Origin of the sequence: Pseudorhodoferax soli, from assembly GCF_003337555.1 — a bacterium.
Taxonomy (GTDB): Bacteria; Pseudomonadota; Gammaproteobacteria; order Burkholderiales; family Burkholderiaceae_C; genus Pseudorhodoferax; species Pseudorhodoferax soli.
The window spans coordinates 791,511-812,049 of the sequence record NZ_QPJK01000001.1; the positions used below are offsets into that span (position 1 = coordinate 791,511).

Annotated in this window: 16 protein-coding genes and 1 other RNA gene; 12 read left to right on the plus strand and 5 right to left on the minus strand. The window is 68.0% G+C overall.

Annotated elements, in window-relative coordinates; all coding sequences use genetic code 11:
• Window positions 1-177: 177 nt before the first annotated feature.
• The 4 genes from ssrA to ompA all read right to left on the minus strand — a co-directional run bounded on the left by ssrA (window position 178) and on the right by ompA (window position 2,712).
• Window positions 178-564, minus strand: a transfer-messenger RNA (tmRNA) gene (ssrA, locus tag DES41_RS03570).
• Between the two features lie 7 nt (window positions 565-571).
• Window positions 572-1,255 (minus strand): phosphoglycolate phosphatase, encoded by a 684-nt coding sequence (gph, locus tag DES41_RS03575; RefSeq protein WP_114465926.1) that lies wholly within the window; start codon window positions 1,253-1,255, stop codon window positions 572-574.
• Window positions 1,245-1,973, minus strand: coding sequence for a bifunctional 2-polyprenyl-6-hydroxyphenol methylase/3-demethylubiquinol 3-O-methyltransferase UbiG (gene ubiG, locus DES41_RS03580; RefSeq protein ID WP_114465928.1), 729 nt, complete (start codon window positions 1,971-1,973; stop codon window positions 1,245-1,247). The genes gph and ubiG overlap by 11 nt, the downstream gene beginning before the upstream one ends.
• Before the next feature lie 94 nt (window positions 1,974-2,067).
• Complete coding sequence (gene ompA / locus DES41_RS03585) at window positions 2,068-2,712, minus strand: outer membrane protein OmpA (protein ID WP_114465930.1); 645 nt, start codon at window positions 2,710-2,712, stop codon at window positions 2,068-2,070.
• Window positions 2,713-2,924: 212 nt separating this feature from the next.
• On the opposite strand from ompA, the gene gyrA reads away from it, so the two are divergent.
• From gyrA to DES41_RS03645, 12 genes are all read left to right on the plus strand, one after another.
• The gene (gyrA, locus tag DES41_RS03590; RefSeq protein ID WP_114465932.1) at window positions 2,925-5,558 is read left to right on the plus strand and encodes a DNA gyrase subunit A; all 2,634 of its coding nucleotides are present in this window, start codon (window positions 2,925-2,927) and stop codon (window positions 5,556-5,558) included.
• A 71-nt stretch (window positions 5,559-5,629) separates the two neighbouring features.
• A complete protein-coding gene (serC, locus tag DES41_RS03595; RefSeq protein WP_114465934.1) occupies window positions 5,630-6,739 on the plus strand; it encodes a 3-phosphoserine/phosphohydroxythreonine transaminase in 1,110 nt (369 codons plus the stop codon).
• Between the two features lie 32 nt (window positions 6,740-6,771).
• On the plus strand, window positions 6,772-7,878 hold the full coding sequence (gene pheA, locus DES41_RS03600) for a prephenate dehydratase (protein WP_114465936.1): 1,107 nt from the start codon (window positions 6,772-6,774) through the stop codon (window positions 7,876-7,878).
• 10 nt (window positions 7,879-7,888) lie between these two features.
• The gene (locus DES41_RS03605; protein WP_114465938.1) at window positions 7,889-8,767 is read left to right on the plus strand and encodes a prephenate dehydrogenase; all 879 of its coding nucleotides are present in this window, start codon (window positions 7,889-7,891) and stop codon (window positions 8,765-8,767) included.
• Between the two features lie 2 nt (window positions 8,768-8,769).
• Window positions 8,770-10,785 (plus strand): bifunctional 3-phosphoshikimate 1-carboxyvinyltransferase/cytidylate kinase, encoded by a 2,016-nt coding sequence (locus DES41_RS03610; RefSeq protein WP_114465940.1) that lies wholly within the window; start codon window positions 8,770-8,772, stop codon window positions 10,783-10,785.
• A gap of 57 nt (window positions 10,786-10,842) precedes the next feature.
• Window positions 10,843-12,642: a 30S ribosomal protein S1 gene (gene rpsA / locus DES41_RS03615; RefSeq protein WP_281277158.1), complete on the plus strand. Its 1,800-nt coding sequence runs from the start codon at window positions 10,843-10,845 to the stop codon at window positions 12,640-12,642.
• A 123-nt stretch (window positions 12,643-12,765) separates the two neighbouring features.
• Entirely contained in the window at window positions 12,766-13,080 is a 315-nt protein-coding gene (locus DES41_RS03620) for an integration host factor subunit beta (RefSeq protein ID WP_114465943.1), read from the plus strand.
• Window positions 13,081-13,144: 64 nt separating this feature from the next.
• Window positions 13,145-13,477 (plus strand): lipopolysaccharide assembly protein LapA domain-containing protein, encoded by a 333-nt coding sequence (locus DES41_RS03625; protein ID WP_114465945.1) that lies wholly within the window; start codon window positions 13,145-13,147, stop codon window positions 13,475-13,477.
• Complete coding sequence (lapB, locus tag DES41_RS03630; RefSeq protein ID WP_114465947.1) at window positions 13,467-14,624, plus strand: lipopolysaccharide assembly protein LapB; 1,158 nt, start codon at window positions 13,467-13,469, stop codon at window positions 14,622-14,624. The genes DES41_RS03625 and lapB overlap by 11 nt, the downstream gene beginning before the upstream one ends.
• Window positions 14,621-15,586, plus strand: coding sequence for a D-glycero-beta-D-manno-heptose-7-phosphate kinase (rfaE1, locus tag DES41_RS03635; RefSeq protein WP_114465949.1), 966 nt, complete (start codon window positions 14,621-14,623; stop codon window positions 15,584-15,586). Before lapB ends, rfaE1 begins: the two co-directional genes overlap by 4 nt.
• A gap of 1 nt (window position 15,587) precedes the next feature.
• Window positions 15,588-16,586, plus strand: a complete 999-nt coding sequence (gene rfaD / locus DES41_RS03640; protein ID WP_114465951.1) for an ADP-glyceromanno-heptose 6-epimerase — start codon at window positions 15,588-15,590, stop codon at window positions 16,584-16,586.
• A gap of 4 nt (window positions 16,587-16,590) precedes the next feature.
• On the plus strand, window positions 16,591-16,887 hold the full coding sequence (locus DES41_RS03645) for a ComEA family DNA-binding protein (protein ID WP_114465953.1): 297 nt from the start codon (window positions 16,591-16,593) through the stop codon (window positions 16,885-16,887).
• Here the strand turns inward: DES41_RS03645 and DES41_RS03650 are convergent.
• A complete protein-coding gene (locus DES41_RS03650) occupies window positions 16,839-20,495 on the minus strand; it encodes a hydantoinase B/oxoprolinase family protein (RefSeq protein WP_114465955.1) in 3,657 nt (1,218 codons plus the stop codon). The two genes, DES41_RS03645 and DES41_RS03650, sit on opposite strands and share 49 nt — an antisense overlap.
• Window positions 20,496-20,539: the final 44 nt, after the last annotated feature.

Consider the following 20,539-nt stretch of genomic DNA (forward strand, 5'->3'; position numbering starts at 1 on the left):
CGCGGAACGCGCGCAGTGGTGGTCCGTGGCGCAGCACTGACGTTGATGCAGTCTTGGCCCGCCCTGGCTGCGGCGCTAGCGCTGGCTGCTGGCGCCGCGCCTGTCCGAGAACCTGCTTGGTGACCGGCCAAATAAAAAGGCGTTCACCGGATCCCGGTGAACGCCTTTTGGGTGGTGTGGTGGAGCTGGGGGGATTTGAACCCCCGTCCGCAAGCCATCTTCGCGCAGATCTACATGTTTAGCGGTCTGTTTTGAGTCTCGCTTCCTGTGTCGCGCAGCCGCACGCTACACAGGACGCCAGTACCCTATTTTCTCGCCCCTGACCAAGGTACCCGGTCCGGAGCCAGCCGATGAAATTATCTTTACAGCCGGGAGCGCTCAACTTGCGTCAAGAACCCCTTGCCCAGCCCATCGGCCTGCTGTTGTAAAGCTCACTGGCAATTAAGCAGCGAGTGCGAAACGTTCGTCGTTTGCAGTTAGTTTGTTTGAATCTGTTTAACGAGCGCATTCAGCTCGACATGCACCACAGCGATTCCGAACCCACGTCGAAACCAATGCAGCCCCAGAACAGCTATTTTAGGCTACTTGGCGCGATTGCAAGATCCAGCACGGACAACAAGCCCAAAGGCGCATTGATGGATGCGTCTGCGCCCCATTCGGCGGTGTCTACCTGACCGAGGTAGCCGTAGCAGGCCGCCACTGTCAGCATGCCGGCCGCGCGGCCTGCCACGATGTCGCGCGCATCGTCGCCCACGTACATGCAGCTTGCCGGATCGACCTCCAGAACACAGGCGGCGTGCAGCAGAGGCTCCGGGTGCGGCTTGGTGTAAGCCGTTGTGTCGCCGCTGACGAGCACCCCACTGCTGGCAAACAGCGCCATGCCGGCGGTCAGCGGCCGGGAGAAGCGCGAGGGCTTGTTCGTGACAACGCCCCAGCGCAAACCCCGCACGCGCAACTCCTCGACCAGGGTGGCGACGCCGTCGAAAGGCCGCGTGAGTTCCGTCAGCCGGCGTTCATAGTTCTGAAAGAACTCCTCACGCAAGAGCGGAAAGTCCGGATGGTCTGTCGCCATGCCGAAGGCCACCCCCAACATGCCGCGCGCACCGGCGCCCGCCATCGCGCGGTAGGCCTCCAGTCCGAGCGCGGGCAGGCCTCGGTCCGTACGCAACTGATCCGCTGCCGCGCCCAGGTCGCCCGCACTGTCGACCAACGTGCCATCCAGGTCGAACAGCACGGCTTTGAGTTCACGCGCCATCGGACGTCTCCAGCGGGCGGCGGGTGGCCAGCATGTAGTTCACGCTGGTGTCGCTGCTGAGCCAGTAGCGCCGGGTGATCGGGTTGTACTCGAGGCCGCTGCTGTGCTGCAGGTTCAAGCCCGCATCGCGGCAATGGCGGCCCAGTTCGCTGGGCCGGATCATCTTGTCGTAGTGGTGTGTCCCGCGCGGCAGCAGATTCAGCACGTACTCCGCGCCCAAGATGGCGAACAGGAAGGACTTGGCATTGCGGTTCAGCGTAGAGAAGAACACCCAGCCACCGGGCTTGACCAGCTGTGCGCAAGCGCGCACCACGGATGCCGGATCGGGTACATGCTCGAGCATCTCCATGCAGGTGACGACATCGAAGCTGGCCGGCTGCTCGGCCGCCAGTTCCTCAGCGGCGACCTCGCGGTACCGGATGTTGGGCGTGCCGGCTTCGAGCGCGTGCAGTTGGGCCACCTTCAAGGCCTTGGTGGACAGGTCGACGCCTAGCACTTGGGCACCGCGGCGCGCCATGCTGTCGGCCAGGATGCCCCCGCCGCAGCCGACATCGACGACCTGGCGCCCGGCCAGCACAGCAGACTCCATGATCCAGTTGAGCCGCAGCGGGTTGATCTGGTGCAGCGGGCGGAACTCGCTGTCGGGGTCCCACCAGCGGTGCGCCAACTCGGAGAACTTGGCGAGTTCGGCCGGGTCAGCGTTCAGGGCAGCATTCATGGTTTTCCTCTGCACAAAGAAAAAAGCCCGCGGAGTCGGCTCGCGGGCTTTGATGCCTGCAGGCGCCAGGCCTGCAGGCGTTCTCTGACGAGAATCAGTTGGCGCGGGTACCAACCACTTCGATTTCCACGCGACGGTTCTTGGCGCGGCCTTCGGCGGTCTTGTTGTCGGCCACAGGTTGCTTCTCGCCCTTGCCTTCGGTGTACACGCGGTTGCGCTCGATGCCCTTGGACACCAGGTACGCCTTCACGGCTTCCGAACGACGGACCGACAGGCGCTGGTTGTAGGCATCGCTGCCGACGGAGTCGGTGTGACCCACGGCGATGATGACTTCCAGGTTGATGCCCTTGATCTTGCCGATCAGGTCGTCCAGCTTGGCGCGGCCTTCGGGCTTCAGAACCGACTTGTCGAAGTCGAAGAAGGCGTCAGCAGCGTAGGTCACCTTGGTGGCTGCGGGCGGCTGGGGCGCGACGATAGGTGCCGGAGCGGGTGCCGGAGCGGGCGTGGCTGAAGGAGCCGGTGCCGGTGCGGCAGCAGCCTGAGCGACGATGGCGCCATCGCAGCCCTTGGCTGCCGTGGCAGGGGTCCAGTTGGCATTGCGCCAGCACAGGGCCTGGTCAGCCGTCTTCCACACCAGCGCGCCATCGGCGGTACGCCAGTTGTCGACGGACTGAGCACCTGCGGCGGTAGCGAGCGCTGCGGAGGCCAACAACATCGCCACTTTGTTCAATTTCTTCATGGTTCTCCTCTGGGGGAAAAAGGCGCAGCAGCGCTGCGAAACCGGGACGCCTTCAGTGACCACCACTGAGCACGTACGCATTGATTGTGCCATAGCCCCCCTAGCGGACCGGTTCACAGACCGTAGGACAAAACCCAAAACCGGGCGGTTTGTTGCAACAACGCGACAGATGCAGGCGCCTAAAATGCACGGCCTTCCCTGCTGCTCACACCATGACCCAATTCGCCAAAGAAACCCTGCCGATCAGTCTCGAAGAGGAGATGCGGCGGAGCTATCTCGATTACGCGATGAGCGTGATCGTGGGCCGGGCCCTGCCCGACGCGCGGGACGGGCTGAAGCCGGTGCACCGCCGCGTGCTGTTCGCGATGCACGAGCTCAACAACGACTGGAACCGCCCATATAAGAAGTCGGCGCGTATCGTCGGCGACGTCATCGGCAAGTACCACCCGCACGGCGACCAGTCGGTCTACGACACCATCGTGCGGATGGCGCAGGACTTCTCCATGCGCCACATGCTGGTGGACGGCCAGGGCAACTTCGGCTCGGTCGATGGCGACAACGCGGCCGCCATGCGGTACACGGAAATCCGCCTGGCCAAGGTGGCGCACGAGCTGCTGGCCGACCTGGACAAGGAAACCGTCGACTTCGGCCCCAACTACGACGGCAGCGAGAAAGAGCCGCTGGTCATGCCGACGCGGTTGCCCAACCTGCTCGTGAACGGCTCGGGCGGCATCGCGGTCGGCATGGCCACCAACATCCCGCCGCACAACCTGAACGAGGTGGTGGACGCCTGCCTGTTCCTGTTGCGCAACCCCGACGCGGACATCGACGCGCTGATGGAGATCGTGCCCGCGCCGGACTTCCCCACGGCCGGCATCATCTACGGCATCAGCGGTGTCAAGGAAGGCTACCGCACGGGCCGCGGCAAGGTCGTGATGCGCGCCAAGTGCCACTTCGAGGACATCGACCGCGGCCAGCGCCAGGCGATCATCGTCGACGAGCTGCCCTACCAGGTCAACAAGAAGACACTGCAGGAGCGCATGGCCGAGCTCGTGCACGAGAAGAAGCTCGAGGGCATCAGCCACATCCAGGACGAGTCCGACAAGTCGGGCATGCGCCTGGTGATCGAACTCAAGCGCGGCGAAGTGCCCGAGGTGGTGCTGAACAACCTGTACAAGCAGACGCAGCTGCAGGACACCTTCGGCATGAACATGGTGGCGCTGGTCAATGGCCAGCCCAAGCTGTGCAACCTGAAGGACCTGATCTCGGTCTTCCTGGACCACCGCCGCGAAGTCGTCACGCGGCGCACCATCTTCAACCTGCGCAAGGCGCGCGAGCGCGGCCACGTGCTGGAAGGCCTGGCCGTCGCGCTGGCCAACATCGACGAGTTCATCCGCATCATCCGCGAGTCGCCCACGCCGCCGGTGGCCAAGGCCGAACTGATGGCGCGCAGCTGGGACAGCCAGTTGGTGCGCGAAATGCTGACCCGCACGCGTGCCGATGGTGGTGTGGTCAATGCCGACGACTACCGCCCCGAGGGCCTGGAACGCGCCTACGGCATGGGCAGCGACGGCCTGTACCGCCTGTCGGACACGCAAGCCCAGGAAATCCTGCAGATGCGCCTGCAGCGCCTGACCGGCCTGGAGCAAGACAAGATCACGGCCGAGTACAAGGACGTCATGGCCGAGATCGAGGACCTGCTCGACATCCTGGCCAAGCCCGCGCGGGTCACGGCCATCATCACCGACGAACTGGGTGCCATCAAGCAGGAGTTCGGCCAGACCAAGATCGGCGCGCGCCGCAGCCATGTGGAGCACAGCTCCTACGACCTCAGTACCGAGGACCTGATCACACCGACCGACATGGTCGTGACGCTCTCGCACTCGGGCTACATCAAGAGCCAGCCCTTGTCCGAGTACCGCGCGCAAAAGCGCGGCGGCCGTGGCAAACAGGCCACGGCGACCAAGGAAGACGACTGGATCGACCAGCTCTTCATCGCCAACACGCACGACTACATCCTGTGCTTCTCCAACCGCGGCCGGCTGTACTGGCTCAAGGTCTGGGAAGTGCCGCAGGGCTCGCGCGGCTCGCGCGGCCGGCCCATCGTCAACATGTTCCCGCTGGCCGAAGGCGAGAAGATCAACGTGGTGCTGGCGCTCACGGGCGAAAACCGGACTTTCCCGTCCACGCACTACGTGTTCATGGCGACTTCCATGGGCACGGTCAAGAAGACGGCACTCGACGAGTTCAGCAACCCGCGCAAGGGCGGCATCATTGCCGTGAACCTGGACGATGGCGACTTCCTGATCGGCGCCGCACTGACCGATGGCAAGCACGACGTGATGCTGTTCTCCGACGGCGGCAAGGCCGTGCGTTTCGACGAGGACGATGTGCGCCCGCTGGGCCGTGCGGCACGCGGAGTGCGCGGCATGACGCTGGAACCGAGCCAGAGCGTGATCGCCATGCTGGTGGCCGAGGACGAGCAGCAGTCGGTGCTGACCGCGACCGAGAACGGCTACGGCAAGCGCACCCCGATCACCGAATACACGCGCCACGGCCGCGGCACCAAGGGCATGATCGCGATCCAGCAGAGCGAGCGCAACGGCAAGGTCGTCGCCGCCACGCTGGTCCATGCCGACGACGAGATCATGCTGATCACCGACAAGGGCGTGCTGGTGCGCACCCGCGTCAGCGAGATCCGCGAACTCGGCCGCGCCACCCAGGGCGTGACACTGATCGGCCTGGACGAAGGCTCCAAGCTCAGCGGCCTGCAGCGCATCGTCGAGAACGACGCCAATCCCGCATTGGCCGACGACAGCGGCGAAGGCGAGACCCCCGCCAGCTGATCCAGCCCTGCCCCGGCCCCGGCCTGCGCGAGCGGCCGGGGCCTTTTTCTTCTCTTGCCCCCGGAGTGCCCATGCAACAGCGCCCCTACAACTTTTCCGCCGGCCCGGCCGCCATTCCCGAAGAGGTGCTGCGCGAGGCCGCTTCCGAGATGCTCGACTGGCATGGCAGCGGCATGGGCGTCATGGAGATGAGCCACCGCGGCAAGGAATTCATCTCGATCTACGAGCGTGCAGAGGCCGACCTGCGCGAACTGCTGGCCGTGCCAGCAAACTACAAGATCCTCTTCATGCAGGGCGGCGGGCTGGGCGAGAACGCCATCGTGCCGCTGAACCTCTCACGCGCCGGCACGGTGGACTTCGTGGTCACCGGCAGCTGGAGCCAGAAGTCGATCAAGGAAGCCGCGCGCTACTGCCAGCCGCAGCTGGCGGCCAGCAACGCAGAGAGCCAGCACACCACGCTGCCCGACCCGGCCAGATGGAAGCTCAGCGCCGGCGCGAGCTACCTGCACATCTGCAGCAACGAGACCATCCACGGCGTGGAATTCCAGACGCTCCCCGACCTGAAGGCCCTGGGCTCGGACACGCCGCTCGTGATCGACTGCTCCTCGCACGTCGCGAGCCGCCCGATCGACTGGTCGCGCGTGGGCCTGGCGTTCGCCGGCGCGCAGAAGAACCTGGGCCCTGCCGGCCTCACGCTGGTCATCGTGCGCGAAGACCTGCTGGGCCACGCACTGAAGGCCTGCCCCAGCGCTTTCGACTACCAGACCGTGGCCGAACACGATTCGATGTTCAACACGCCGCCGACCTACGGCATCTACATCGCCGGCCTGACCTTCCAGTGGCTCAAGCGCCAGCGCGAGGGCGAGTTGGCCGGCATCGCCGCCATGGAGCAGCGCAACCGCGCCAAGGCCGAGCTGCTCTACGGCTATATCGACAGCTCCGACTTCTACGTCAACAAGGTCTCGCCGGACTGCCGTTCACGCATGAACGTGCCCTTCTTCCTGCGCGACGAGAGCCGCAACGACGCCTTCCTTACGGGCGCCAAGGCACGCGGCCTGCTGCAGCTCAAGGGCCACAAATCCGTGGGTGGCATGCGCGCCAGCATCTACAACGCCATGCCGCTGGCGGGCGTCCAGGCGCTGGTGGCCTACATGCGAGAATTTGCGCAGACGCAAGCCTGACGCCGTCCCCACCGAAAGAGACAAGACCTGCCATGCCCGCCGAGCCCAGCGCCGTTTCCTCCCCCGACCTCGCGGCGCTGCGCGTGCAGATCGACGCACTCGACCAGGAACTGCTGGCGCTCTTGAACAAGCGGGCCCATGTGGCCGAACAGGTGGGCGAGATCAAGCGCCGTGAAGGCTCGCCCTTTTACCGGCCAGACCGCGTGGCACAGGTCATCGCCAAGATCCAGTCACGCAACAGCGGTCCGCTGCGCGACGAGCACGTGGCCGCCATCTGGAACGAGATCATGTCCGCCTGCCTTGCGCTGGAAGCGCCGCAGCGCGTGGCCGTGCTGGGGCCGGCTGGCACCTTCAGCGAAGAAGCCGCCCTCCAGTATTTCGGCGGCGCCGCCGAGCTGCAGTACTGCGCCTCCTTCGACGAGGTGTTCCACGCCACGGCCTCGGGCGCTGTGCATTTCGGCGTGGTCGGCATCGAGAGTTCGGCCGAAGGCGGCGTCACGCGCTCGCTGGACTTGCTGCTGAACACACCCACGCACATGGTCGGTTCGGTGAGCCTGGCGGTGCAATTCAACCTGCTGCGCCTGTCCGATTCGCTGGATGGCATCGAGGCCGTGCTGGCCCATCCCCAGGCCCTGGCGCAATGCCAGGGCTGGCTGTCGACCCACCTGCCCCATGCCGAGCGCCGCGCCGTTTCCAGCAACGCCGAAGGCGCGCGTCTGGCCGCCACCAACCCGGCCTGGGCCGGGCTCGCCAGCGAGCGTGCGGCCACGCAGTTCGGCTTGCACCTGGTGGCCCGTGCCATCCAGGACAACGCCCACAACCGCACGCGCTTTGCCATCATCTGCCTGCCCGAGACGCTGGATGCGCCGCCGGCCTCGGGCAAGGACTGCACCAGCCTCGTGGTCTCGGTGCCGAACAGGCCCGGCGCGCTGCACGACCTGCTGATGCCGCTGAAGACCCATGGCGTGTCGATGACGCGCTTCGAGTCACGGCCGGCACGAACGGGCCAATGGGAGTACTACTTCTACATCGACCTGGACGGCCATCCGTCCCAGCCACACGTTGGCAAGGCCCTGGAAGAACTGCGCGAGATCTGCGCCTTCTACAAGCTGCTGGGCACCTACCCGGTCAGCGCCTGAGGGCGCGGCGATGTTCGAACGCCTGGGCCTGATCGGCTGCGGCCTGATGGGCGGCTCGTTCGCGCTCGCATTGCGCCGGGCCGGCCTGGTCCGCCACATCGCGGGCTTCAGCGCCTCGCCAAGCACCACGCAGCGCGCGCTCGAACTCGGCGTGATCGACACGCAGGCCGGATCGGCCGCCGAGGCCGCGGCCGGGGCCGACCTCGTGCTGGTCGCCGTGCCCGTGGCGGCCACCGAGACCACCTTCGCCGCCATCGGCGCCACGCTTGGCGCCGACACCCTGCTCATGGATGTGGGCTCCACCAAGCGCGACGTGGTGGCCGCAGCCGAACGCGCACTGGGCGGGGCCCTGCCGTGCTTCGTGCCGGCGCACCCGATCGCCGGCAAGGAACGCGCCGGCGTGGACCATGCCGATGCCGCGCTGTACCAGGGCCGCCATGTGATCCTGACGCCCATGGCCACTTCGGGCGCATCCCAGCTGGCCAAGGCCCAGGCGGTCTGGACGGCGCTCGGCGCACGCCTGGTCGAGATGACGCCGGCCGCGCACGACACCACCTTCGCCGCGGTCAGCCACCTGCCGCACCTTGTGGCCTTCGCCTTCATCGACGGCATCGCCCGGCAGCCGGACGGCCAGGCCATCCTTGCGCTCGGTGGGCCGGGCTTCCGCGATTTCACGCGCATCGCCGCAGCCGATCCGCGCATGTGGCGCGACATCTTCCTGGCCAACCGCCAGGAATTGCTGGCCCAGCTGCGCGCGCACCAGCAGGCGCTGGCACAGTTCGAGCAGCAGATCGTGGCCGGCGACGGCGCCGCACTCGAGCAATTGATCGCGCAGGCCAGCGGCATCCGCGCGGCCTGGCACATGGATTCATTCAAACCCGGGACCTGAGAATGTTCGACACCGCCTTTCTGGATCTCCCCCCTTTGCAGGGAGCCGCCGGAACGGTGGCGCTGCCGGGCTCCAAGAGCATCTCCAACCGCGTGCTGCTGCTGGCCGCGCTGTCGGCCGGCCAGACCGTCGTGCGCGACCTGCTGGACTCCGACGACACGCGCGTGATGCTCGCGGCGCTGGCCCAGCTGGGCTGCACCATTGCACGCGAGGGCCATAGCGTCACCATCACCGGCCTGGACGGCCAACTCGCCACCACCGAGGCCGAGCTGTTCATGGGCAACGCCGGCACCGCCATCCGCCCGCTGACCGCCGTGCTGGCCCTGCTGGGCGGCAACTTCACGCTGACTGGCGTGCCGCGCATGTACGAACGCCCCATCGGCGACCTCGTCGATGCGCTGGTGCAACTGGGCTGCGCCATCGGCTACGGCGCCAATCCCGGCTACCCGCCGCTGCAGATCGGCATGCCCGGCGCGCTGCAGCTGGACCAGCCGATCCGCGTGCGCGGCGACGTCTCCAGCCAGTTCCTGACGGCCCTGCTGCTGGCGCTGCCGCTGGTGGCGCGGCGCGACATCACGGTCGAGGTGGTTGGCGAGCTGATCTCCAAGCCCTATGTGGAGATCACGCTGAACCTGCTCGCGCGCTTCGGCATCGCGGTGGCCCGCGAGGGCTGGCAGCGCTTCACGATCCCGGCCGGCAGCCGCTACCAGTCGCCCGGCGAGATCCATGTCGAAGCCGACGCCTCCTCGGCCAGCTACTTCGTGGCGCTGGGCGCCATCGCGGCCGATGCTGCCCGGCCGCTGCGCATCGAGGGCGTGGGCGCGGCCTCCATCCAGGGCGACATCCGTTTCGTCGAAGCCGCTCAGGCCATGGGCGCGACAGTCGAGGCCGGGCCCAACTGGCTGCAGGTGGCGCGCGGCGCCTGGCCGCTCAAGGCCATCGATCTGGACTGCAACCACATCCCCGACGCGGCCATGACGCTGGCCGTCATGGCGCTGTACGCCGATGGCCCGAGCCGGCTGCACAACATCGCCAGCTGGCGCGTCAAGGAGACCGACCGCATCGCCGCCATGGCGGCCGAGCTGCGCAAGTTCGGCGCCGAGGTCGAAGAAGGCCAGGACTACCTGCGCATCGTGCCGCCGCCCATCGCGCAGCCCTGGCCCAGCGCCGCCATCCACACCTACGACGACCACCGCGTCGCCATGTGCTTCTCGCTGGCCGCCTTCCACCGGCTGCGCCCGGGCGCGGTGCCCTCGCAGTCGCCGGTGCGCATCCTCGACCCCAAGTGCGTGGCCAAGACCTTCCCCGACTACTTCGAGGTGCTGCTTTCGGTTTGCCGCACGCCCACCGCGCAGGTGCCCGTGCTGTGCATCGACGGCCCCACGGCCTCGGGCAAGGGCACGGTGGCCGCGGCCGTGGCGCGCGCGCTGGGCTACCACTTCCTCGATTCGGGGGCGATGTACCGCATCACGGCCTACGCGGCACTGCGTGCCGATCACGCCATCGGTGCCGAGAACGAAGCCGCCATCGCCCGCATGGCGGCCACGCTGCCCGTGCGCTTCGACGACGGCCGCATCTGGCTCGACACCGAGGACGTGACCGACGCGATCCGCACCGAGGCCGCCGGCATGAACGCCTCCAAGGTCTCGGCGCTGCCGGCCGTGCGCGCCGCCCTGGTGGACCTGCAGCTAAGCTTTCGCCGCCTGCCGGGCCTGGTGGCCGACGGCCGCGACATGGGCACGGTGATCTTTCCGGCGGCCCCGCTCAAGGTGTACCTGACGGCCAGCGCCGAGCGCCGCGCCGAGCGCCGGCATAAGCAATTGATTTCCAAAGGGATTTCAACTACAATCGCCGACCTTCGCGCGGACCTTGAGGCGCGCGACGCACGGGACTCGTCCCGCGCCGTCGCTCCGCTTCGCGCCGCAGCCGATGCCCTCATCCTGGACAACTCCGATCTCACGGTGCAAGCCTGTGTCGATCGCGTGCTGGCCTGGTGGGATCAGCGGCAGGGCTTCTGAGGCCCGCACGAAGACAAGGCCCATCCGGCCAGCCCGCGCAGCAAGCGCATCGGCCGGGTGGTTCACAACTCAACCGTCGCGGGACGTTCCCGCAACTACCGCCACGACAGCCTTAGAAGCCGGCGCAATCGCGCGCAGGCAAAACCTGCTCCGTGGTCAAGGAAATACATGTCTGAATCTTTTGCCGATCTGTTCGCCGAGTCGCTTCAAACCACGGAAACCCGTGTGGGCGAGGTCGTCACCGCTGAAGTCGTTCGCATCGAACACAACTTCGTCGTCGTCAACGCAGGCCTCAAGTCCGAAGCCTACGTGCCGCTGGACGAGTTCAAGAGCGACAAGGGTGTCGTCGAAGTGCAGGTCGGTGAGTTCGTCTCGGTGGCCATCGTCGCCATCGAAAACGGCTACGGCGACACCATCGTCAGCCGCGACACCGCCAAGCGCCTGGCCTCCTGGATGGCCCTGGAAAAGGCCCTCGAATCCGGCGAGTTCGTCACCGGCACGACCAGCGGCAAGGTCAAGGGCGGCCTGACCGTCCTGGTCAACGGCATCCGCGCCTTCCTGCCCGGCTCGCTGATCGACACGCGCCCGGTCAAGGACCTGACGCCGTACGAGAACAAGACCCTGGAATTCAAGGTCATCAAGCTCGACCGCAAGCGCAACAACGTGGTGCTGTCGCGCCGCGCCGTGGTGGAAGCCTCCATGGGCGAAGAGCGCGCCAAGCTGATGGAGACGCTGAAGGAAGGCGCCATCGTGCAGGGCGTGGTCAAGAACATCACCGAATACGGTGCGTTCGTCGACCTGGGCGGCATCGACGGCCTGCTGCACATCACCGACATGGCATGGCGTCGCGTGCGCCACCCGAGCGAAGTGGTGCAGGCTGGTCAGGAAATCACCGCCAAGATCCTCAAGTTCGACACCGAGAAGAACCGTGTCTCGCTGGGTCTGAAGCAGATGGGCGACGACCCGTGGATGGGCGTTTCGCGCCGCTATCCGCAGAGCACGCGCCTGTTCGGCAAGGTCACGAACATCGCCGACTACGGCGCGTTCGTCGAGCTGGAACCCGGCATCGAAGGCCTGGTGCACGTCTCCGAAATGGACTGGACCAACAAGAACATCGCTCCCTCCAAGCTGGTCTCGCTGGGTGACGAAGTCGAAGTCATGGTCCTGGAAATCGACGAAGACAAGCGCCGCATCAGCCTGGGCATGAAGCAGTGCAAGGCCAACCCGTGGCAAGAGTTCGCGCAGAACACCAAGCGCGGCGACCGCGTCAAGGGCCCGATCAAGTCGATCACCGACTTCGGCGTGTTCGTCGGCCTGGCTGCCGGCATCGACGGCCTGGTCCACCTGTCCGACCTCTCGTGGAACGAAACCGGCGAAGCCGCGGTTCGCAACTACAAGAAGGGCCAGGAAGTCGACGCCATCGTGTTGGCCGTGGACGTGGACCGCGAGCGCATCTCGCTGGGCATCAAGCAGCTCGACGGCGACCCGTTCACGACCTTCGTGACGGTCAACGACAAGGGCCAGACCGTGTCCGGCAAGGTCAAGACGGTGGACCCGCGTGGCGCCGAGATCGACCTGGGCGGCGACGTCATCGGTTACCTGCGTGCCTCGGAAATCAGCCGCGACCGCGTGGAAGATGCGCGCAACGTGCTGAAGGAAGGCGACGAGATCACGGCCGTGGTCGTCAACGTCGACCGCAAGACGCGCAACATCCAGCTGTCCATCAAGGCCAAGGATGCCGCCGACCAGAACGAAGCCATGGCTTCCCTGGCCCAGCAGTCCGCACGTGAAAACGCCGGCACCACCAGCCTGGGCGCACTGCTGCGCGCCAAGCTGGACAACAACAGCAACAACTGATCGTTGCTTGGAAGGCGCACGGGAACCCGCGTTCCTGTGCGACATTCGTCGGGCCAGCACCCGCGCCCCACTCCGTGGGGCTGCAGGACTGGCCCGATTCCGTTGATGCACCCGTGAACCACCATGACCCGATCCGACCTCGTTGAAGAACTGGCGGCCCGCTTCAGTCAGTTGACCCACCGCGATGCCGAGCACGCGGTCAAGACCATCCTGGACGCCGTCGGCGACGCCCTGGTCAAGGGCCACCGCGTGGAGATCCGCGGCTTCGGCAGCTTCTCGATCAACCGGCGTCCACCGCGCATGGGCCGCAACCCGCGCAGTGGCGAGGCCGTGGCCATTCCCGAGAAGCGCGTGCCGCATTTCAAGCCCGGCAAGGCGCTGCGCGAGGCCGTGGACAAGGGCCCCATCGATGCCGACGAAAGGCGTTACGACCGCTGACGCGGCGTGGTCGTTCGGGCCTGCGGCCCGACCGTAGAATGCTCCGGATGAGGACATTCGCTTCATGAAGAATCTGGTGTGGCTGCTCAAGTGGATACTGAAGGCAGCCATTTTTTTTACCCTGTTCGCATTCGCGCTGAACAACCAGCACGAGGGCGCGGTGCGCTTCTTCTTCGGCACCGAATGGCGGGCGCCCATGGTGCTCGTGGTGCTGGCTGCGTTCGCGCTGGGCCTGGCGCTCGGCGTGGTCGCCATGGCGCCGCGCTGGTGGCGCCAGCGCCACGCCGCCCGCAGCGTGGTGGTGGAGCCGCCGGCCCCTGCCCCCATCGTGCCCCCACTGCCCGCCGAGGCCGCCACCGACACCAGCCTGGGCAACGTGCCGCGCCATGGACTTTGATCTCGGCTGGATCCTGCTGGGCCTGCCGGTGGCCTTCGTGCTGGGCTGGCTGGCCTCGCGGCTGGACCTGCGCCAGCTGCGCATCGAGAACCGGCGTGCGCCCAAGGCCTACTTCAAAGGCCTGAACTACCTGCTCAACGAGCAACAGGACCAGGCCATCGACGCCTTCATCGAGGCAGTGCAGAAGGACCCGGACACGACCGAGCTGCACTTCGCGCTCGGCAACCTGTTCCGCCGCCGCGGCGAGTACCAGCGCGCCGTGCGCGTGCATGAGCACCTGCTCTCGCGCGCCGACCTCAGCGCCGCCGACCGCCAACGCGCCCAGCACGACCTCGCGCTGGACTTCCTCAAGGCCGGCCTGCTCGACCGCGCCGAGGACGCGCTGCGCAAGCTCGAGGGCACGCGCTATGAAGCACAGGCCCTGCTCGCGCTGCTGGCCATCTACGAACGCTCGCGCGACTGGCCGCAGGCCACCGAGATCGCGCAGAAGCTGCAGGACCATGGCGAGGGCAGCTTCAGCGGCCGCATGGCGCACTACCTGTGCGAGCAGGCCGCTGCGCGCAACGCGGCGGGGGATTCGGAAGGCGCGACGCAATTGCTGGCACGCGCCATCACCACCGCGCCGCAGGCGCCGCGCCCGCGCATCGACCAGGCCCTCATGCAGGTCAAGGCCGATCGCCCCGCAGAGGCGCTGCGCACGCTGCTGGAACTGAGCTCCGTCGCGCCGCAGTCGGTGCCGCTGATCGCCAGCGTCCTGGCGCAGACCGGCAGCGCCGCCGGCCAGGTGCCGCAGGCGCTGGCCGCGCTGCAGGCCAGCTACGACAGCTTCGCCTCGCTCGACGTGCTGGATGCCATCGTCGCGCTCGAAAGCGCGCAGGGCACGCAGCGCGAACAGGCGCGCCAACGCTACCTCCAGCACCTGGAGCGCGAGCAATCGCTGGTGGCCACGGCGCGCTGGCTGGCTGGCGAGAAGCTCGAGCACGAACAATTCCACCCGCAGGTGCAGCGCGCCATCGAGCACGCCACGCGTCCGCTCACGCGCTACCGCTGCGCCGCCTGCGGCTTCGAGGCCAAGCAGCACTTCTGGCAGTGCCCGGGCTGCCAGGCCTGGGACAGCTACCCGCCGCGCCGCGTGGAAGAACTATGAGCACGACACCTGCGCTGCAGCGCAACCCGCTGCCCACCCGCGACGCGCTGGCCGAGGCCCGCGTGCTCGTCGTCGGCGACGCCATGCTGGACCGCTACTGGTACGGCGCCGTCGACCGCATCTCGCCCGAGGCCCCCGTGCCCGTGGTGCGCGTCACGCGCGAGGAAGAGCGCATCGGCGCTGCTGCCAACGTGGCCTACAACATCGTCACGCTGGGCGCCCAGGCATCGCTGCTCTCGGTGGTCGGCGACGACGAGGCCAGCCACAAGCTCGAAGCCCTGGTGCAAGCCACCGGCATCGTCCCGCACTTCGGCCGCGATCCGCAGATGCGCACCACGGTCAAGCTTCGCGTGATCGGCCGCCAGCAGCAGCTGCTGCGGCTCGATTTCGAGACCGTGCCCGAGACCGAGACACTGGCATCGCAATCCGCGTTGTTCGACGAACTCATGCCGCAGCACGCCGCCGTGCTGTTCTCCGACTACGGCAAGGGCGGCCTGGCCCATGTGGCCCAGATGATCCAGGCCGCCCGCGTGGCCGGCAAGGCCGTGCTGATCGACCCCAAGGGCAGCGACTACTCGCGCTACCGCGGCGCCACGCTGATCACGCCCAACCGCGCCGAGCTGCAGCAGGTGGTGGGGAGCTGGCGCAACGAGGACGAACTGCGCACCAAGGCGCAACGCCTGCGCAGCGAACTCGCACTCGAAGGCCTGCTCGTCACGCGCAGCGAGGAAGGCATGACGCTGTACGACGAGCATGGCGAGTCCCATGTGGCGGCCCAGGCGCGCGAGGTCTTCGATGTGACGGGTGCGGGCGACACCGTGATCGCCACCATGGCCGCGCTGGTCGCCGCCGGCGCCAGCCTGCGCGACGCCTTGCCCATGGCCAACAAGGCGGGCGCCATCGTGGTCGGCAAGTTCGGCACGGCCACCGCCAGCTACGACGAACTGTTCGAAGGCCATTGACATGACGAGATACGTGGTCACCGGCGCCGCCGGCTTCATCGGCAGCAACCTCGTCAAGGGCTTGAACGCCCGCGGCGAGACCGACATCATCGCGGTCGACGACCTCACGCAGGGCGACAAGTTCCGCAACCTCGTGGACCTCGCCATCGCCGACTACGTGGACGCAGCCGACTTCTACACCCGCTTCGACCAGGGCGCGTACGGACGCGTCGAGGCCGTGTTCCACGAAGGCGCCTGCAGCGACACCATGGAAGGCAACGGCCAGTACATGATGGCCAACAACTACGCCGTGACGGTCAACCTGTGGGAGGCCTGCCAGCGCCAGCGCACGCGGCTGCTGTACGCCTCCTCGGCCGCCACCTACGGCGGCTCGGCCGTGTTCAAGGAAGAACCGGCCAATGAGGCGCCGCTCAACGTCTACGGCTACTCCAAGCTGCTGGTGGACCAGCGCCTGCGCCGCGAGATCGGCACCGCATTCGAGCGCGCCCGCCACCAGACCGTGGGCTTTCGCTACTTCAACGTCTACGGCCCGCGCGAGCAGCACAAGGGCCGCATGGCCAGCGTGGCCTTCCACCAGTACCACCAGTTCAAGGCCGAGAACCAGGTGCGCCTGTTCGGCGAGTACGGCGGCTATGCGCCCGGCGAGCAGGAGCGCGACTTCGTCTACATCGACGACGTCGTCGCCGTGAACCTGTGGTTCCTCGACCACCCCGAACGCTCCGGCCTGTTCAACCTGGGAACGGGCCGCGCCCAGCCCTTCAACGACGTGGCGCTGGCCGTGGTCAACGCCCGCCGCGGCACCGCGCTCACGCTCGAGGAAGCCGTCGGCCAGGAAGCCATCGTCTACACCGCGTTTCCCGATGCGCTGCGCGGCAAGTACCAGTGCCACACCCAGGCCGACCTCACGGCGCTGCGCGCGGCCGGCTGCGACCACGCGTTCGCCGATGTGCGCACGGGCGTGACGGCGTACATGCAGGCCCTGGCACTGGCCGGCGCCTGAAGCCATGCGCGCGCTGGCCATCGTGCTGCTGGCCCTGGCCGCGCCGGCCTGGGCCCTGGAGGTGAACCAGGCCAGCGCCGCCGAACTCGACGGCCTGCGCGGCATCGGTCCGGGCCTGTCCACCCCCATGCTGGACGAGCGCGCCAAGGCGCCATTCCGCGATTGGGCCGACCTGATGGCCCGCATCAAGGGGGTTGGGCCGGGCAACGCGGCCCGCTTCTCGGCGCAGGGCCTGCGCGTGAATGGCGAGGCTTACGAGCGGCCCGCGTCCGCTGCCAAGGGATCCTCCGCTCCGCGCTGACCGAAGCCGCCGCCACCCGGCGTGTGCACTTCGAACACGTCGCCGGCCTGCATGTCCACCTGGCCGATGTGGCCCAGCTCTTCCATGCGGCCATCGAGGCGCACGACACGGTTGCGCCCCAACGCGCCCGGCTCGCCGCCCGCCATGCCGAAGGCCGGGTGCACGCGCCCGTTGGACAGGATGCCGGCCGTCATCGGTTCCAGGAAGCGCACGCGGCGCACGCCGCCGTCGCCCCCGCGCCAACGGCCCGCGCCGCCGGAGCCGGCGCGGATGGCGTAGCTCTCCAGCCGCACCGGGAAGCGGTGCTCCAGCACCTCTGGATCGGTCAGGCGCGAATTGGTCATGTGGGTCTGCACGACACCGGTGCCGTCGAAGCCCCGGCCCGCGCCCGAGCCCCCCGCGATGGTCTCGTAGTACTGGTGCCGCGCGTTGCCGAAGGTGAAGTTGTTCATCGTGCACTGGCCGGCCGCCATCACGCCCAACGCGCCGAACAGCGCGTTGGTGATGCAGGTCGACGTCTCCACGTTGCCGGCCACCACCGAGGCCGGTGGGTTGGGGTTCAGCATCGAGCCCGGCGGGATGATCACCTGCAGCGGCTTCAGGCAGCCCGCGTTGAGCGGGATGTCGTCGTCCACCAGCGTGCGGAACACGTAGAGCACGGCCGCCATGCAGACCGCCGTCGGCGCGTTGAAGTTGTTGGCCTGTTGCGGCGAGGTGCCCGTGAAATCGATGACCGCGCTGCGCGCCGCGGCGTCCACGCGGATCGCCACCTGGATCTGCGCGCCGTTGTCCAGCGGCAGCGTGAAGGCGCCGTCCTGGAGCCGCATGATGACGCGGCGCACCGACTCCTCGGCGTTGTCCTGCACATGGCCCATGTAGGCCCGCACCACCTCCAGGCCGTACTGCGCCACCATGCGGCGCAGTTCCTGCACACCCTTCTCGTTGGCCGCGATCTGGGCCTTGAGGTCCGCCAGGTTCTGCTGCGGATTGCGCGCCGGGTATGCGCCGCTGCCCAGCAGGGCCAGCAACTCGGCCTCACGCAGCTGCCCGCGCGCGACCAGCTGGAAGTTGACGATGCGCACGCCCTCCTCTTCGATGCGCGTGGAGAACGGCGGCATCGAGCCCGGCGTGCTGCCGCCGATGTCGGCATGGTGGCCGCGCGAGCCCACGTAGAACATCGGCTGCGCGTCGTCCTCGTGCAGGTAGACGGGGGTGATCACCGTCACGTCGGGCAGGTGGGTGCCGCCGTGGTAAGGGTCGTTCAGCGCGAACACGTCGCCCGGCCGCATGCGCTGCTGGTTGGCGCGGATCACGGCCTGGATGCTTTCGCCCATGGAGCCCAGGTGCACCGGCATGTGCGGCGCGTTGGCCACCAGGTGGCCGGCGCTGTCGAACAGCGCACAGCTGAAGTCCAGCCGCTCCTTGATGTTGACCGAGTAGGCGGTGTTCTGCAGCTGCAGGCCCATCTGCTCGGCGATGTTCATGAACAGGTTGTTGAAGACCTCCAGCAGGACCGGATCCACCGTGGTGCCCGCCGCATGGGCCAGGGCGCGGGGCTGGCGGCGCTCCAGCACCAGGTGGTCGCGGCCGGTCAGCCGGGCCTCCCAGCCGGGTTCCAGCACCGTGGTGGCGTTGCGCTCGGCGATGATGGCCGGGCCGGCGATGCGGTCGCCGGGGCGCAGGTCTTCGCGCACCACCAGCGCCGCCTCGCGCCAGGCCCCCTCGCAGTACATGGCCACCTGGGCGCGCGCAGGGGCAGGCCGCGGCGGGCCCAGCGGCAGCAGCGGCTCGGCCGGTGCATCGCCGGCCAGCTGGGCCTCCACCGACACGGCCTCGACCACCAGCGCCTTGCCGGCCATGAGGAAGGAAAAGCGCTGGCGGTAGGCGGCTTCGAACGCGGCCTGCATGTCGGCCAGGCTGCCGAACGGCACGACCAGCGCGGCATCGCTGCCCTGGTAACGCACGTGGACGCGCCGGTGCACCAGCCTGGCGCCCCCGCCCATGGCCTGGCGCGCGAGTTCCGTTCCGGCAGCATCGGCCAGGCGTTCCAGCGCGGCCGCCATGGCGGGCAGCTGATCGGACTGCAGCGGAAGTTCCAGCGACTGCTCGCGGATCACGGCCTGGTCGGCCAGCCCCATGCCGTAGGCGCTCAGCACGCCCGCCAGGGGATGCACGAACACCTGCTCCATGCCCAGCGCGTCGGCCACCAGGCAGGCATGCTGGCCGCCCGCGCCACCGAAACACTGCAGCGTATAGCGCGTGACGTCGTAGCCGCGCGCCACCGAAATCTTCTTGATGGCATTGGCCATCTGCTGCACGGCGATCGCGATGCAGCCCTCGGCCACCTGTTCGGCACTGCGGCCGGCCTGCGCCGCCAGTGCGGCGAAGTGCTGGCGCACCACCTCCAGGCCCAGCGCTTCATCGCCGTTCGGCCCGAACACCTTGGGGAACCAGGCCGGCTGGATCTTGCCCAGCAGCACGTTGGCGTCGGTCACCGCCAGCGGCCCGCCGCGCCGGTAGCTGGCCGGGCCCGGGTTCGCGCCCGCGCTCTGCGGGCCCACGCGAAACCGTTGGCCGTCGAACTGCAGGATGGAGCCGCCGCCCGCGGCCACGGTGTGGATCGCCATCATCGGCGCGCGCATGCGCACGCCGGCCACCTGGGTCTCGAACTCGCGCTCGAAGCTGCCCGCGTAGTGCGACACATCGGTCGACGTGCCGCCCATGTCGAAGCCGATCACCTTGCCATGGCCGCCCAGCGCTGCAGTCCGGGCCATGCCCACGATGCCGCCGGCAGGACCCGACAGGATCGCGTCCTTGCCCTGGAACGCATGGGCGTCGGCCAGCCCGCCGGAGGACTGCATGAACAGCAGCCGCACACCCGGCATCTGCCGCGCCACCTGCTCCACGTAGCGCCGCAGGATGGGCGAGAGGTAGGCGTCGACCACGGTGGTGTCACCGCGGCTGACCAGCTTCATGAGCGGGCTGGTGCGGTGCGAGGCGCTGACCTGCGTGAAGCCGATCTCGCCCGCGATGCGTGCGGCCGCCTGCTCGTGCGCCGTGAAGCGCCAGCCGTGCAGGAAGACGATGGCCACGCTGCGCAGGCCGCCGTCGAACGCGGCCAGCAACTGCGTGCGCAGCGCGGCCTCGTCGAGCGGCTGCAGCACCTCGCCATCGACAGAAACGCGCTCGTCGGCCTCGATGACGGCGCTGTACAGCATCTCGGGCAGCACGATGCGGCGGTCGAACAGCCGCGGCCGGTTTTGGTAGGCGATGCGCAGCGCATCGCGAAAGCCCGTGGTCGTCACCAGCAGCGTGGGCGCGCCCTTGCGTTCCAGCAGCGCGTTGGTGGCCACCGTGGTGCCCATCTTCACGCACTCCACCAGCTCTGCCGGGATCGGCTGGTCGGCGGCCAGGCCCAGCAGCGTGCGGATGCCCGCGACGGCCGCGTCGTCGTAGCGCCCGGGGTTCTCGGACAGCAGCTTGTGCGTGACCAGCTGGCCGTCCGGCCGGCGGCCCACGATGTCGGTGAAGGTGCCGCCGCGGTCGATCCAGAACTGCCAGCGTGGTGGGGTCGAAGAAGCGGAGGACGGTGATGCGTGCGTGTTCATGGGGGACTCCGCTTGCATGGTACGTGCCGGCCCCTGCGGACAAA

Excerpts from the sequence above, each read along its gene's own strand:
- pheA (WP_114465936.1), top strand. The coding sequence starts at position 6,772 with ATGCCCGCCGAGCCCAGCGCCGTTTCCTCCCCCGACCTCGCGGCGCTG.
- DES41_RS03650 (WP_114465955.1), bottom strand. The coding sequence starts at position 20,495 with ATGAACACGCACGCATCACCGTCCTCCGCTTCTTCGACCCCACCACGC.
- ubiG (WP_114465928.1), bottom strand. The coding sequence starts at position 1,973 with ATGAATGCTGCCCTGAACGCTGACCCGGCCGAACTCGCCAAGTTCTCC.
- DES41_RS03610 (WP_114465940.1), top strand. The coding sequence starts at position 8,770 with ATGTTCGACACCGCCTTTCTGGATCTCCCCCCTTTGCAGGGAGCCGCC.
- rfaD (WP_114465951.1), top strand. The coding sequence starts at position 15,588 with ATGACGAGATACGTGGTCACCGGCGCCGCCGGCTTCATCGGCAGCAAC.
- ompA (WP_114465930.1), bottom strand. The coding sequence starts at position 2,712 with ATGAAGAAATTGAACAAAGTGGCGATGTTGTTGGCCTCCGCAGCGCTC.
- lapB (WP_114465947.1), top strand. The coding sequence starts at position 13,467 with ATGGACTTTGATCTCGGCTGGATCCTGCTGGGCCTGCCGGTGGCCTTC.
- DES41_RS03645 (WP_114465953.1), top strand. The coding sequence starts at position 16,591 with ATGCGCGCGCTGGCCATCGTGCTGCTGGCCCTGGCCGCGCCGGCCTGG.
- DES41_RS03625 (WP_114465945.1), top strand. The coding sequence starts at position 13,145 with ATGAAGAATCTGGTGTGGCTGCTCAAGTGGATACTGAAGGCAGCCATT.
- gph (WP_114465926.1), bottom strand. The coding sequence starts at position 1,255 with ATGGCGCGTGAACTCAAAGCCGTGCTGTTCGACCTGGATGGCACGTTG.
- DES41_RS03605 (WP_114465938.1), top strand. The coding sequence starts at position 7,889 with ATGTTCGAACGCCTGGGCCTGATCGGCTGCGGCCTGATGGGCGGCTCG.
- rfaE1 (WP_114465949.1), top strand. The coding sequence starts at position 14,621 with ATGAGCACGACACCTGCGCTGCAGCGCAACCCGCTGCCCACCCGCGAC.
- DES41_RS03620 (WP_114465943.1), top strand. The coding sequence starts at position 12,766 with ATGACCCGATCCGACCTCGTTGAAGAACTGGCGGCCCGCTTCAGTCAG.
- serC (WP_114465934.1), top strand. The coding sequence starts at position 5,630 with ATGCAACAGCGCCCCTACAACTTTTCCGCCGGCCCGGCCGCCATTCCC.
- gyrA (WP_114465932.1), top strand. The coding sequence starts at position 2,925 with ATGACCCAATTCGCCAAAGAAACCCTGCCGATCAGTCTCGAAGAGGAG.